The 14,196-nt window shown below is 43.9% G+C and carries 15 protein-coding genes and 1 other annotated feature; of the genes, 14 read left to right on the top strand and 1 reads right to left on the bottom strand.

Annotated elements, in window-relative coordinates; all coding sequences use genetic code 11:
- Positions 1-45 precede the first annotated feature (45 nt).
- From sigG to FPZ44_RS14965, 10 genes are all read left to right on the top strand, one after another.
- Positions 46-828: an RNA polymerase sporulation sigma factor SigG gene (gene sigG / locus FPZ44_RS15010; RefSeq protein ID WP_144991355.1), complete on the top strand. Its 783-nt coding sequence runs from the start codon at positions 46-48 to the stop codon at positions 826-828.
- A gap of 207 nt (positions 829-1,035) precedes the next feature.
- A complete protein-coding gene (locus tag FPZ44_RS15005) occupies positions 1,036-1,323 on the top strand; it encodes a YlmC/YmxH family sporulation protein (RefSeq protein WP_144991354.1) in 288 nt (95 codons plus the stop codon).
- Positions 1,324-1,399: 76 nt separating this feature from the next.
- Positions 1,400-2,290 carry a peptidoglycan editing factor PgeF gene (pgeF, locus tag FPZ44_RS15000; RefSeq protein ID WP_418789180.1) on the top strand — a complete coding sequence of 297 codons (891 nt, stop codon included), beginning with the start codon at positions 1,400-1,402 and terminating at the stop codon, positions 2,288-2,290.
- A gap of 4 nt (positions 2,291-2,294) precedes the next feature.
- Positions 2,295-2,978 carry a YggS family pyridoxal phosphate-dependent enzyme gene (locus FPZ44_RS14995; protein WP_144991352.1) on the top strand — a complete coding sequence of 228 codons (684 nt, stop codon included), beginning with the start codon at positions 2,295-2,297 and terminating at the stop codon, positions 2,976-2,978.
- 1 nt (position 2,979) lies between these two features.
- Complete coding sequence (locus FPZ44_RS14990) at positions 2,980-3,447, top strand: cell division protein SepF (RefSeq protein WP_144991351.1); 468 nt, start codon at positions 2,980-2,982, stop codon at positions 3,445-3,447.
- Between the two features lie 7 nt (positions 3,448-3,454).
- Entirely contained in the window at positions 3,455-3,733 is a 279-nt protein-coding gene (locus FPZ44_RS14985; RefSeq protein ID WP_144991350.1) for a YggT family protein, read from the top strand.
- A 12-nt stretch (positions 3,734-3,745) separates the two neighbouring features.
- Positions 3,746-4,528 carry a YlmH family RNA-binding protein gene (locus FPZ44_RS14980; protein ID WP_144991349.1) on the top strand — a complete coding sequence of 261 codons (783 nt, stop codon included), beginning with the start codon at positions 3,746-3,748 and terminating at the stop codon, positions 4,526-4,528.
- Positions 4,529-4,687: 159 nt separating this feature from the next.
- On the top strand, positions 4,688-5,173 hold the full coding sequence (locus FPZ44_RS14975) for a DivIVA domain-containing protein (protein ID WP_144991348.1): 486 nt from the start codon (positions 4,688-4,690) through the stop codon (positions 5,171-5,173).
- A 107-nt stretch (positions 5,174-5,280) separates the two neighbouring features.
- Positions 5,281-5,562, top strand: a binding site (T-box leader).
- A gap of 90 nt (positions 5,563-5,652) precedes the next feature.
- Positions 5,653-8,745: an isoleucine--tRNA ligase gene (gene ileS / locus FPZ44_RS14970; protein WP_144991347.1), complete on the top strand. Its 3,093-nt coding sequence runs from the start codon at positions 5,653-5,655 to the stop codon at positions 8,743-8,745.
- Between the two features lie 171 nt (positions 8,746-8,916).
- Positions 8,917-9,297, top strand: a complete 381-nt coding sequence (locus FPZ44_RS14965; protein ID WP_261378334.1) for a DUF5665 domain-containing protein — start codon at positions 8,917-8,919, stop codon at positions 9,295-9,297.
- 22 nt (positions 9,298-9,319) lie between these two features.
- Here the strand turns inward: FPZ44_RS14965 and FPZ44_RS14960 are convergent, their stop codons facing one another.
- Positions 9,320-10,048 carry a TraR/DksA C4-type zinc finger protein gene (locus FPZ44_RS14960; protein ID WP_144991346.1) on the bottom strand — a complete coding sequence of 243 codons (729 nt, stop codon included), beginning with the start codon at positions 10,046-10,048 and terminating at the stop codon, positions 9,320-9,322.
- 178 nt (positions 10,049-10,226) lie between these two features.
- Between FPZ44_RS14960 and lspA the strand changes: the two genes are divergently transcribed.
- The 4 genes from lspA (at position 10,227) to pyrR (ending at position 14,193) form a co-directional block, all read left to right on the top strand.
- Complete coding sequence (gene lspA / locus FPZ44_RS14955; RefSeq protein WP_144991345.1) at positions 10,227-10,733, top strand: signal peptidase II; 507 nt, start codon at positions 10,227-10,229, stop codon at positions 10,731-10,733.
- A gap of 7 nt (positions 10,734-10,740) precedes the next feature.
- Positions 10,741-11,745 carry an RluA family pseudouridine synthase gene (locus FPZ44_RS14950; RefSeq protein ID WP_144991344.1) on the top strand — a complete coding sequence of 335 codons (1,005 nt, stop codon included), beginning with the start codon at positions 10,741-10,743 and terminating at the stop codon, positions 11,743-11,745.
- Positions 11,746-11,896: 151 nt separating this feature from the next.
- Complete coding sequence (locus FPZ44_RS14945; protein WP_144991343.1) at positions 11,897-13,150, top strand: LL-diaminopimelate aminotransferase; 1,254 nt, start codon at positions 11,897-11,899, stop codon at positions 13,148-13,150.
- 488 nt (positions 13,151-13,638) lie between these two features.
- Positions 13,639-14,193, top strand: a complete 555-nt coding sequence (gene pyrR / locus FPZ44_RS14940) for a bifunctional pyr operon transcriptional regulator/uracil phosphoribosyltransferase PyrR (protein ID WP_144991342.1) — start codon at positions 13,639-13,641, stop codon at positions 14,191-14,193.
- Positions 14,194-14,196 lie beyond the last annotated feature (3 nt).

The raw sequence follows: 14,196 nt of genomic DNA, 5'->3' as shown, positions 1-14,196 counted from the left end.
AGGAGATAATGTACATTAATGTTTCTCCTTGGGAGGTAGTCGCGAATGACCCGTAACAAAGTCGAAATTTGCGGTGTAGATACATCTAAGTTGCCCGTGCTTACGAATGCCGAAATGAGAGAATTGTTCGTGGCCCTGCAACAGCGTAATGAGCTATCCGCTCGAGAAAAGCTGGTCAACGGTAACTTACGATTGGTATTGAGCGTGATACAACGCTTTAACAATCGGGGTGAGTTTGTTGATGATTTGTTCCAAGTGGGATGCATCGGCCTCATGAAAGCCATCGATAACTTTGATCTCGGTCAAAATGTAAAGTTCTCCACTTATGCCGTACCGATGATAATTGGAGAAATTAGGCGTTATTTGCGTGACAACAATCCGATTCGGGTATCCAGAAGCTTGCGGGATATCGCCTACAAGGCACTGCAAGTCCGCGACTCGTTAACGAATATGAATGCACGTGAACCGACGATCAATGAAATATCAGAGGCCCTTAATGTCCCTAAAGAAGATGTCGTATTTGCATTGGATGCGATTCAAGATCCAGTCTCTTTATTCGAGCCGATCTATCACGATGGTGGCGATCCTATTTATGTGATGGATCAAATCAGTGATGATAAAAATAAAGATGTATCCTGGATTGAAGAAATAGCACTGAGAGAAGCGATGCGCAAGTTGAATGAACGAGAGAAAATGATTCTCTCCATGCGCTTCTTTGAAGGAAAGACGCAAATGGAAGTAGCAGATGAAATCGGTATTTCACAAGCGCAAGTATCTCGACTTGAGAAATCTGCTATTAATCAAATGCAGAAGCACGTCCGTACGTAATCCATAATTGAATAGCGCTGTAAGATCCATAAAAGCTGCTTCGGTCTATAAAGGACTGGAGCGGCTTTTTCTAATTTCATTTTGATGGGGGGAGTCTTAATCCCTGTTTCTAATCATCTACACAAGTTATATGCGAACAATAGGGCATTTTGCTCATATGGCACATATACTAGCATAACGGAACTTTACAGATGGGATGTGACAATAATGAAAATTTCAGACTTCCAAACAAAGGATGTTATCAATATTGTAGATGGCAAGAAACTTGGACAAATTAGCGATCTGGAGCTTGATCTGAAGCAAGGGCGAATTGATGCCATCGTTGTGCCGAATTATAGCAAGTTGTTCGGATTGTTTGGCAGTGGAAATGAGTTAGTTATTCCATGGCGCAACATTGTAAAAATAGGTGCGGATGTTGTACTAGTAAAATTAGAGCAGCATCAGCTGCAAAAAGCGGATGAGTCTGAAAGTCAGGCAGTAACTTTCCGAACTTAGGCATGTAGGGAATGCATATCTTGATATGAGACGCAGCCCTTCATAGTGTGTTACACTGTATCGAAGAGGTGAGATGATGGAACCTTTTCAGTTCAAACATAAGCAACGTACAGAAGAGATAATAGATAGTAAAACTAATCATGATTTAGATGCTGGAGAACCTGCAGTTCTAGAGTTGAAAAAATGGACGTCTGACATGCCTGAGTTGACAGCAGGCTTTACGACCAGACGTGGCGGAGTGAGCCAGGGCGGCCGGGATTCATTAAATTGTGCCCTACACGTTCAGGATGATCCTAGTCATGTTGTGGAAAATAGAAAGAGGCTGGCATCAGTTGTAAATATGCCATTTAATGCTTGGACATGTGCGGAGCAAGTACATGGGCAAGATGTATATGTAGTGAAGGCAGCGGATAAGGGAAGGGGAAGGCTTGAGCGTGAAGATGCGATACCGGATTCGGATGCACTTATAACGAACGAAACTGGTATCTGGCTTACGTCTTTCTATGCTGATTGTGTGCCGCTGCTATTTGTCGATCCAATCACTCGTGCAATTGGTGTTGCGCATGCTGGGTGGAAAGGGACAGTAGGCAAAATTGCTGAACGTACCGTAGAAGCAATGCAGCGTACATATGGTTCAGAGCTAAGTAATATTCGAGCTGCAATTGGCCCATCCATTGGTGCATGTTGTTATGAAGTCGATGAAAGGGTAATACATCCTATACAGCAAATGCTGCGTAGTTTGCCGGAAGAGGCAAATGCTGCACTAAAGCCGACAAATGAAGGACGAGCTATGCTGGATTTGCGTGAAATCAATCGACAATTGTTGATTCAAGCAGGAATTTTGAGCAGTCATATCGAATGTACTACATGGTGTACCGGTTGTCATACGCAATGGTTTTATTCTCACCGTATAGAAGGTGGAGGAACGGGACGCATGGCAAGTTGGATTGGCTGGAAGAAGGGATGAAACTATGACATTACTGCAGCGCATGGAAGAAGTAGAGCGTCGTATTGTAGCTGCTTGTGAGCGCAGCGGGAGACGGCGTGAGGATGTTCATGTTGTAGCGGTGACGAAGTACGTATCGCTGGACATGACAGGTCGTGTTATCCATGCCGGATTAAAACATATTGGTGAGAACCGCTGGCATCATGCTGAAGCGAAATGGAATGAGTTTCGTGAAGAGGCTTGCTGGCACTTTATAGGAAGCTTGCAATCGAAAAAAGCAAAGGATATTGTGGGGAAGTTTGATTATATCCATTCGTTGGATCGTGTGTCCTTGGCGGAAGCGATAGAGAAGCAGGCACAAGCACTGGATATAACGGTACGTTGCTTTATACAAGTTAATGTATCGGGAGAAGTATCCAAGCATGGTCTAGCTCCGGATGAGGTCAAACCATTTCTGGATAAGCTAAGTCAGTATCCGCATATTGAACCGATCGGCTTAATGACGATGGCTCCGTATGAAGCAGAACCAGAAGAGACACGCCCTGTATTTCGCAGCTTGCGCCAATTGCGCAACGAATTAAATGAGACACGCAGTATACCATTACAGCATTTGTCCATGGGGATGTCTAACGATTTCGAGGTTGCTATCGAAGAAGGTGCATCATGGGTTCGACTCGGTTCCATCCTAGTTGGGCAGGAAGGGGATTAGTATGGGAGTTATGAACCGGATATTAAATATGTTCAGTGTGCAGGACGAAGAATACGATTATGCAGATCGCGATCGTGATCGAGAGAGGGAAGAGCACGCTGAGGAATATGAGCAGGAAATAGAGGCTCCGACATTTGAACCTAGAAAAGCCAAGGCATCAAATGTTGTAAGCATTCATACTCAAAAAGGTTCCAAGGTAGTATTGTGTGAACCGCGTTCGTATGATGAAGCTCAAGAAATTGCGGATCATCTTCGCTCAAGACGCTCTGTTGTCATTAATTTACAGAGGGTTCGGACGGATCAGGCGCTTCGAATTATCGATTTTTTGAGCGGAACAGTGTATGCTTTAAGTGGGAACATTTCTAAGCTGGGGAGCAATATCTTTCTCTGTGTGCCTGAAAATGTAGAGATCCAAGGCTCCATCGCAGAAATGTTCGCTGAAGATATGGAATACAAGCAATCGAGGTGAGCTTAATTTGTCGTCATTAGAAGTAACTATAGTAGAGTACGTTCAATATTTATTCCAGATTTACTGGTGGCTCGTTATTATTTACGTTCTTATGTCTTGGGTACCGAATGTAAGATCTAGCTTCATCGGTGAAATTATAGGTAAGATTGTTGAGCCTTATCTATCTATTTTCCGTCGCATTATTCCGCCGATTGGTGGAGTGCTCGATATTACACCAATTGTGGCTTTGTTCGTATTGGAATTTGTACGAATTGGCTTAATTACAGTAATCACATATATTTTGTAGGACAACGATAATATGAGTGAGCAGATTAAAGTTCATTTCCATCCTGATGAGCGACCATTCGTAGATCGCGCATCAGAATGGATTATACGAGCAGTAGAGCGTCATGAAGTCCGCTTAACGGACTTTCTAGATCCGAGACAGGCATACATTGTCCGTACGTTAGTTAATCGTAGAAATGACGTAGCGCTGCGTATTGATGGTGGTCATGAAGGTGCTGAACGATGCCGAGCAATCATAGCTCCTGAATATGTTTATGTAGAGGCAGAGCCCATGGACATGACTGTGCTTTCTATCTCCTCATCCGATCAACGGATGAGTGAGTTGGAGCATGGTGACTATTTGGGAGCATTGCTTGGACTCGGTATTAAGCGAGATAAAATTGGTGATATTCATACGAGTGATGCTGGTGCTCATGTATTGGTAACGGAGGATATTGCTTCATTTCTAGACACTCACTTGAGACAGGTACATCGTGTGCCGGTATTAACGGATTTAGTTCCTTTGACCGAACTACGTGTCACCGGGCAAGAGTGGAAGCCATTTACGATATCGGTTGCATCGATGCGACTTGATGGAATTGCGAGCGACGTATTCCGGTTGAGTCGTGCGAAGATAACAGCTCCGATTAAAAATGGTCGTTGTAAAGTCAATTGGAAAGTAGAAGAAAATCCTTCTGTTCCGTTGACGGCGGGAGATGTTGTTTCTTTACAAGGCTTTGGTCGATTCAAAGTGCTTGAAATAGAAGGGGTATCGAAAAAGGGGCGTATGCGCGTGATGGTGGGAACGTATCAGTAAGCGTACAATGTGATCTTCACATCATCGGAGTGTATAGCTCCTTCCCTTTTCCAATAAAACAACATTAAATAATGACTTTCTGCCATTCGACGCAGCTGTCGGGCGTATATTTCATAACATCAATAAGATAGGTTCGACATTTATAAGGAGGTGCATGCAATGCCTTTGACGCCATTGGATATACATAATAAAGAGTTTCCGCGTAAGCTTCGCGGTTACGATGAGGATGCAGTAAACGAATTTTTAGATCAGATTATTAAAGATTATGAAGCACTTATTAAAGAAAATAAGGAAATTCATAACCATGCTCAAAGCTTGCAAGACAAGCTTAATCATTTCTCGAATCTTGAAGAAACGTTGAGTAAAACGATCATTGTTGCTCAGGAAGCAGCGGATGATGTAAAAAGCAATGCGAAGAAAGAGTCTCAGCTCATTGTTAAGGAAGCTGAGAAAAACGCAGATCGCATTGTAAATGATGCACTTGCCAAGTCACGCAAAATCGCATTGGAAGTAGAAGAGCTGAAGAAGCAGGCTTCTATTTACCGTGCTCGTTTCCGTACTTTGGTCGAAGCTCAGCTTGAGCTGCTCAGCCAAGACGGCTGGGAAGCACTGGAGCGCGCAGAAGTGAACAGAGAAGAGTATTAATTTGAGCAAAGTAGACGGGCGGATTGCTATGTTAAGCTAGCAAGTAAGCTGCATTGACTTTTTGTTCAAAACACGATATAACATAGTAATAATCTAAATATGATGATTAACAATCAGCGACGGGAACGCACCAATGCATCCGTTTATTCAATCAGAGAGTCGGGGTAGCTGAGAACCGATGAATGAACCGCATGTGGACATCATCCCTGAGATATTAAGCTGAATGTACGTAGAGTAAGCTTAATCGGCTGTCGGCCGTTATCCGACTGTATCTTTGCACTAGGCGAAGATACTTCAGAGTGCTATCCGGGCAATATTGCCGATGACTAATATGTCGTCTGTACACGGATAGAACAAGGGTGGTAACGCGAGTCAACCTCGTCCCTTTATGGGACGGGGTTTTTTGGTGTTTTTGGCCTTGGCTTTGGATGAATCGGCTGTCGACAGTGATTCTGTATAGAGAAGAAAGGATGAGGAAGATGAAGAAAGTTGACGTCAAAGAACGAGCTAGAGAACGTGAACTCCGCATTTTGGAGAAGTGGAATCGCGAAGATACATTTAAAAAGACGATTGAAAACCGTCAAGGCAAGCCGAGCTTTGTATTTTATGAAGGGCCTCCTACAGCGAATGGTGCACCTCATATTGGGCATGTGCTTGGACGTGTTATTAAGGACTTCATTTGTCGTTATAAGACGATGTCAGGCTACAATGTTCAACGTAAAGCAGGTTGGGACACGCATGGTCTTCCTGTAGAGTTGGGTGTAGAGAAGCAGCTAGGCATTTCCGGCAAACAAGAAATTGAAAATTACGGTGTGGAAGCATTTATTCAAAAATGTAAAGACAGCGTATTTGAATATGAGCATAAATGGCGTGAATTGACAGAAGCAATCGCTTATTGGACTGACTTGGACAATCCGTACATTACGCTTGATAACAAATATATCGAGAGTGTATGGCACATTCTATCTACGATTCATAAGAAGGGCTTGCTGTACCGTGGTCACCGTGTAAGCCCGTACTGTCCTTGCTGTCAAACGACGTTGAGTTCGCATGAAGTGGCACAAGGTTATGAAACGGTAAAAGACTTGTCTGCTACTGTGAAGTTCAAGCTTGATGATTCAGGCGACTATGTACTTGCATGGACAACAACGCCATGGACACTTCCTGCCCATGCTGCGCTCGCAATGAATCCAGCTATGGATTATGTGCGTGTGAAGCAAGATGGCGAAGTGTACATCATGGCGAAAAACCTCGTTGAGAATGTAATGTCTGGCGAGTATGAGATCGTATCCGAGCATAAAGGCTCTGAGTTTATCAATAAGACGTATCAACCGCCATTTGGTTATGTGAAGCCTGCTAAAGGTCATTTCATTGTCGGTGCTGACTTTGTTACAGATGCAAGCGGTACGGGTATCGTTCATATGGCTCCTGCTCATGGTGAAGACGATAACCGTGCATGCCGTGAGAACGGAATCACTTTCTTCAGCGTTGTTGATTCACATGGCCGTTATACGGAAGAAGTAACCGACATGGCAGGTCGTTTCGTTAAAGATTGCGATATTGATATCGTGAAAATGTTGTCTGAAAAAGGTCTTCTGTTCAGCAAAGAGAAATACGAGCACAGCTATCCATTCTGCTGGCGTTGTAAATCGCCGTTGCTCTACTATGCGACAGAATCTTGGTTCATTCAGACGACAGCGGTTAAAGACTTATTAATTGAAAATAACAGCAAGGTCGACTGGTACCCTGGTCATATTCGTGAAGGCCGCTTCGGAAACTTCTTGGAAGATTTGGTGGATTGGAACATTAGCCGTAATCGTTACTGGGGAACTCCGCTTAACGTGTGGGTGTGTTCATCTTGTGATGAGCAATATGCACCTGAGAGCCATGCTGACTTGCGTGCTCGTTCTGTTGACCCAATTGCAGAGGACTTGGAGCTGCACAAGCCGTATGTAGATGCAGTGAAATTGCACTGCCCTCATTGTGAAGGCGGTACAATGGAGCGTACATCTGAAGTTATCGACGTTTGGTTCGATAGCGGTTCAATGCCATTTGCCCAGCATCATCATCCGTTCGGTGATGAGCAGAAGTTCGAGCAGCAATTCCCAGCAGATATTATCTGTGAAGGAATCGATCAGACGCGTGGCTGGTTCTACAGCTTGCTAGCAGTTGCGACGTTGTACAAAGGCGTTGCTCCGTACAAAGCAGTTATCGCTACAGGACATATCTTGGATGAGAACGGACAAAAGATGTCCAAATCCAAAGGTAACGTTATCGATCCTTGGGAAATCATTAATGAGTTCGGTACAGACGCATTCCGTTGGGCGCTATTGTCTGACAGTGCACCGTGGAACTCGAAGCGCTTCTCGAAGCAGATCGTTGCAGAAGCGAAGTCTAAAGTAATTGATACGCTAGTGAACACGCATGCTTTCTATGCGTTGTATGCGACAATCGATAACTACGATCCACAGGCATATGCAGCTCGTACTTCCGAGAATAAGCTTGACCGTTGGATTTTGTCCCGTTTACAGACGCTCGTTACTTCTGTAGCGAAAGGCTTGGAAGCGAACGACTTCCTTAACCCGGCTAAAGCGATTGAAAGCTATGTTGATGAGCTTAGCAACTGGTACATTCGCCGTTCTCGTGACCGCTTCTGGGGCAGTGAGATGACAGATGACAAATTGTCTGCTTATCAAACGCTTCGTGAAGTGCTCTTGACGCTATCCCGTCTCATTGCACCTTACGCTCCTATGGTTGCTGAAGATATTTACGGCAATCTTGGCGGAGCAGAAGAAAGTGTTCACTTGGCTGGATATCCAGCAGCTGATGCATCTATTATTGATGCAGAGCTTGAGCGCGATATGGAAACAGCTCGTCAAATCGTTGAGTTGGCTCGTAACGTGCGTAATGAAACGAGCATCAAGACGCGTCAACCGCTTTCTGAGCTAATCGTATCGATGGATCGCGAGTTCGATCTAGCTGGCTACGAAGAAGTAATCAAAGATGAGATCAATGTGAAGCAAATTCGCATTGAAAACAGCGATAACGGATTTGTAGATTTCAGCTTGAAATTGAACTTGAAAGTAGCGGGCAAGAAGTACGGCAAGCATGTTGGTCCGTTGCAAAATGAGCTTCGTTCCATGGGCGCAGAGCAAGCTCGTCAAGTGGTTCAAAGTGGTCAGTTCCAATTCACAACAGCAGAAGGCGAAGTTCTTGAGCTGACAGAAGAGGAACTTCTTATTGAGAAGAAGGCTAAAGAAGGTTTCGCTGCTGCTTCTGGATACAAAATGACGGTAGCATTGAACACGGATATTACACCAGAGCTTGAGCAAGAAGGCTGGGTTCGTGAAGTTGTTCGTGCGATTCAAGATACGCGTAAAAAGCTCGATTTGCCAATCGAGAAACGCGTAAACATCGTTCTTCATGTCGATGAGGAATTGCAAGCTGCTATCGTTGCCTTTGAAGGTACGTTGCGTGACAATGTACTCGTGGCAGAGCTTTCGTTTGGTCAGAATGAACAAATGGAATCCGTAGACCTCGGAACGAAGACGATTGGTGTTCACATTCAGTAATAGGCATAAGTTAGGTTCGAGTGAGCAACACTAGTGGTGCGAGCGGAAGCCTTACGTTTTACGGATAAAGGAGAGCGTCGACCGTGCGAATAATCTCGCAATTGTCGACGCTCTTTTGTTTGAAAAAGGGACCTGTTGACGTATCTGTTTGAGTAGGAGGCCTAATCCATCATGAAGAAAAGAAAACGTACAGTTGAGCGTGTTGAAGTTGATATGGAACAATTGAAAGAATGCTTGGACGACAAAAATAAATCGGATCGTGAAATTATTGAAGGTATGCATGCATTGCTGCAGAAAATAACTTTACAATTTGAGCGCTCTAGAATGCTTGAATATACAGAGTTAATGTTGAGTATGCCCCGTTTGCTATGGGTTAATTTTGTTGCAGGTGTAGCACGCGGTGTAGGTGTTGTTATCGGAATCACGTTCGTTACGGTATTGCTGCTTTATGTTCTTCAATGGCTTGGTGCACTGAATCTCCCTCTTATCGGGGACTTTATTGCTGATATCGTTCGTATTGTTCAATCCCAACTGGATTCGAAAATGTATTGATTATAAATTGGGGTGTTTAATCTTAATCATAGTAACGGTCAGGCTCTAAAAGTGGCTCGCCTTCGCCTGTATCCATATAGCGAGCGTATTGACGGTTGCGAACAACGGAAACAAATTTACCTGTTATATCGGTTGCGACAAAGCTTTCAAAAGATTCGACACAGCCATCAATTTCTTCGGATGCTTCAATCATGATACGGTCATAACTGTCCAGATCAGTTTCTTCATGCATGGCTGGGCTGTCGGAAGTGCCCCATGCTTCTACGATTTGCCAAGCATCTTCACCGTCGAATCCATTCTGTTCCTCGCGCTCGTCTAAGCTTGTGCGACCAAATGGAGGAGTGAGAAATTCCTCTTCTACGGGACGATTTTGGGAAATGACTTGCTCAGGGCAGTCTTTGACACAGTACATCGTTGAAGGTATGGCTTCTAATCGCTCGTAAGGTATAGGTTGACCGCATACAACACAGGTACCGTATGTGCCTTTTTCCATTAGTTTCAATGCCGTTTCAATACGTTCTAGCTGAATTTCATGATGCTCTAATAAAGAGATATCTTTCTCACGTTCATAAATTTCGGATGCAACATCGGCTGGGTGATTATCGATCGTAGAAAGTTCACCTGTTGTTTCCTTAAGAGAATCTGCCAAATTATATTGATCATTTTGATGCAGTCTTCGTTCCAGATCAGCTTGTTCTGACGTAAGTTCACGTTTCAGGTGCTGTAATTGTTCTGACGTTAGATGTGACACGAGCATTCTCCTTCCTGTCTGGACATCCTACTTATAGAATGCACGGAATGCCGTGAGTTGCCCCATGGAAAATGAATCACTGACTGGTTCGTATTGGACGGTCTATGGGCGGTATGTTAAAATGAACGAGTCAAACAGTTTTCAACATTGATTATGCTAATCGAGGTGACGGGTTTCAGTGTGGTATTATATACTGGCAATTATCGTTCTAGCTCTTGACCAAGGAACAAAGTGGCTCGTTGCTACGCGAATGGAGCTTTATGAAGAGATCCCAATTATTGATGGATTCTTTTCATTGCTGTCGCATCGTAATCGCGGAGCGGCCTTTAGTATTTTGGAAGACCAGCGTTGGTTCCTTATCACTGTGACGATTGTTGTATTGATCGGGATCATCTGGTATTTGGAGAAATTGAAGCATGAGCATAGTTCGATTTTACAGCTTGGCTTAGGACTTATATTAGGTGGAGCAGTTGGAAACTTTATTGATCGGGTTATATCGGGTGAAGTTGTGGACTTCTTTAAGTTCGATTTTGGTTCCTATACATTCCCGATCTTTAACATTGCAGATATTGGTATATGCGTAGGTGTTGGCTTTGTCATGCTGGACGCATTCTTGTCCGTAAAACATGAGAAGAAGTTGCTGGAACAACAAGAAGGATCTGAAGGATCAGTTGAGAAAGGGTAATATCTAAATGAATGAACACTATGAACTAGATGATACTACGATAGCTTCGTCCAATCACTCCTCGAACTCGCCAGTAGAAGGCAAGGGCGAGGAGTTTCATTCGTATACATGGACGATAACACCAGAGCAAGCTAAGGAACGACTTGATAAGCGAGTGCATGAATCGCTGAGTATGGATATTTCACGCACTCAAATTCAAATGTGGATTAAAGATGGGCATGTGCTTGTAAATGGAGCTGCAGTAAAGTCGAATTATAAATGTGCAGCAGGCGATATTGTAGAGCTTACTATGCCAGAGCCTGAGTCTGTTGATATTGTAGCTGAGAATATCCCACTTGATGTTTATTACGAAGATAGCGATGTTATTGTTATTAACAAACCTCGCGGTTTAGTTGTGCACCCGGCGCCAGGTCATACATCTGGAACTGTTGTAAATGCATTAATGTATCATTGTAAAGATTTGTCCGGTATTAACGGCGAGCTGCGTCCTGGTATCGTTCATCGTATTGATAAGGATACTTCAGGGTTGTTGATGGCAGCTAAAAATGATAAAGCGCATGTGTCACTTGCAGAGCAATTAAAAGCCCATACGGTGCTGCGTAAATATATAGCGCTTGTACATGGAAACATTCCTCATGATCAAGGAACGATTGAAGCGCCTATCGGTCGTGACGAGCAAGATCGCAAAATGTATACGGTCACTGAACGTAACAGTAAGCATGCGGTCACTCATTTCAAAGTGTTGGAGCGATTCGGCGATGCAACATTGGTGGAGCTGCAGCTTGAGACAGGGCGTACGCACCAGATCCGGGTTCATATGAAATATATCGGTCATCCATTAGTAGGTGATCCAATGTACAGTCGCGGTACTCGTGGGCTTAAAATGAATGGACAAGCACTTCACGCACAGACACTAGGATTTGTCCATCCGACATCGGGTGAAACTTTGCAATTCCAGGCACCTTTACCAAATGATATGGAAGAACTTTTGAAATCGATTCGGAATAGGTAAGAACTGTAACACTGCCAATGATTTCTCTGTACAAGAAGTACAAATGTTTGCGTGAATCATCCATGGTGTTTCAGGCATGCTTCCTTCATAGTAAGGATGCAATACATTCGTGCTTTAACAGGCGAGTTTTATGGTAAAGGAGAGATCAGTTATGTCTATTCAACACTATCAAGAAACCTATATTCAGGGCCAATTTGCCAATCGTATTGGTGGCGAGAATTATGGAAAAGATACAAACATTTATAAGTTTGAAAAAATCAAACGTGCTAAAATAGCAGCAAAGAAAGTTCATCCTGATGTTGAACTTATCGATATGGGTGTAGGTGAGCCGGATGAGATGGCTGATGCAGGCATCGTAGCAAAGCTTGCTGAAGAAGCTGCGAAGCCTGAGAACCGTGGTTATGCGGACAACGGTATCGTAGAATTCAAAGCAGCAGCAGCAAAATATCTCAAAGAGGTATTCCAAGTTGATGGCATTGACCCTGAAACAGAGGTTGTACACTCTATCGGTACGAAGCCCGCACTTGCTATGCTTCCTACTTGCTTCATCAACCCTGGTGATGTCACGATTATGACTGTGCCGGGCTACCCTGTTCTTGGTACGCATACAAAATATTTGGGCGGAGAAGTATTCAATGTACAGTTAACGAAGGAAAATAACTTCCTTCCTAACTTGGATGCTATTCCTGCTGATATTTGCAAGCGTGCGAAGTTGTTGTATTTGAACTACCCGAACAATCCAACTGGCGCAGCAGCAACGGTTGAATTCTTCGAAAAAGTTGTTGCATGGGCGAAGCAGCATGAAGTCATCGTTGTTCACGATGCTCCGTACTCTGCATTGACTTATGATGGCGTGAAGCCGCTCAGCTTCTTGAGTGTTCCTGGCGCGAAGGATGTTGGTGTAGAACTACATTCCTTGTCCAAGTCCTACAACATGACAGGATGGCGTATTGGCTTTGTCGCAGGTAACCCGCTTATCGTTAAAGCTTTCTCTGATGTGAAGGACAACAACGATTCTGGTCAATTTATTGCGATCCAAAAAGCAGCTGCATACGGTCTTGCACATCCAGAGATTACAGAGGCAATTTCCGAGAAATATTCTCGTCGTCACAACTTGCTCGTTGCTGCTTTGAATGAGATCGGCTTCTATGCTGAAAAGCCAAAAGGTTCTTTCTTCTTGTATGTTGAAGCGCCTAAAGGTGTTAAGGACGGTCTGACATTTGCAACGGGTGAAGATTTCTCTCAATATTTGATTCGTGAAAAGCTTATTTCCACAGTACCATGGGATGATGCTGGTCGCTTTATTCGCTTCTCTGTTACGTTCCAAGCTAACGGTGAGGAAGAGGAAAAACGCGTTATTTCTGAATTGAAGCGCCGCTTAACTGATGTAGAGTTTGTATTTTAATGGAAGTAAATGTGACCTTGACAATTGCGAAATAGGATGGCATAATCCTAGTAATCGCATATTGAACCTTTAATTCAGTCCCGTGAGACTGGCAAGGTCACGCTCGTAACGAGAATGAGCTGATGTAAGATGAAGGCGTAGGTGTCCAGAGAGACACGGTCCCATCATTGCAACAGCTAGAAGCCGCGCACCGAACGAAGCATACACACTGTAGTATGTCGCGCACAACTTCTTCAGCGTTTTGGATAGTCGAGTGATTGGTGTGATGCACCACTCATCGATGACTAGCACTGTATTTAGATGTGCAGTCTTTTTCCAGCGCTATCATTCTAACACTATGGTTGATACGAACTCCTTGCCTGTGGGCAAGGAGTTTTTTTGTACCTTCTTCACAGACCTAATAATCAATCGGTAAGAAGTTAAGCAAGCATAGAGGTTTATTACAGCGGAGCAAGCTATATACACAGGATGAAAATGAAGGAGGACGTATGGTGAGTACGAAGGAATACAACGTTATTATGGATGATGCCGCCATCCGACGTGCATTGACACGAATTGCGCACGAAATATTGGAGCGAAATAAGGGGATCGACAACTGCGTACTGGTAGGTATTAAAACGAGAGGGATTTACCTTGCTAACCGAATTGCAGAGCGTATTTTCTCAATTGAGAATGAGAGCATACCAGTTGCAGAGCTAGACATTTCCGGATATCGCGATGATCGCAAAGATGCAGGTAAAGAGATGGGTAGTTTGACAACAAACGACGGCTTCCAAATCGAAGATAAAAAAATTATTTTGTGTGATGACGTCTTATACACAGGCAGAACGATTCGCGCTGCGATGGACGCACTTATTGATAAAGGAAGACCACAAATGATTCAGCTGGCAGTACTGGCTGACCGAGGTCATCGGGAACTTCCAATTAGACCAGACTATGTAGGGAAAAATGTACCGACTTCACGTTCTGAGGAAATTGAAGTAGCACTCAGCGAAATAGACGGCATGGATGAAGTCAAAATTGTTCACAACAGGGGGCTATAACAA

Origin of the sequence: Paenibacillus agilis (genome assembly GCF_007786455.1) — a bacterium.
GTDB classification, from domain to species: Bacteria; Bacillota; Bacilli; order Paenibacillales; family Paenibacillaceae; genus Paenibacillus_B; species Paenibacillus_B agilis.
The sequence above is the reverse complement of the archived record's forward strand: the minus strand, read 5'-3'. Positions and strand labels throughout refer to the sequence as shown.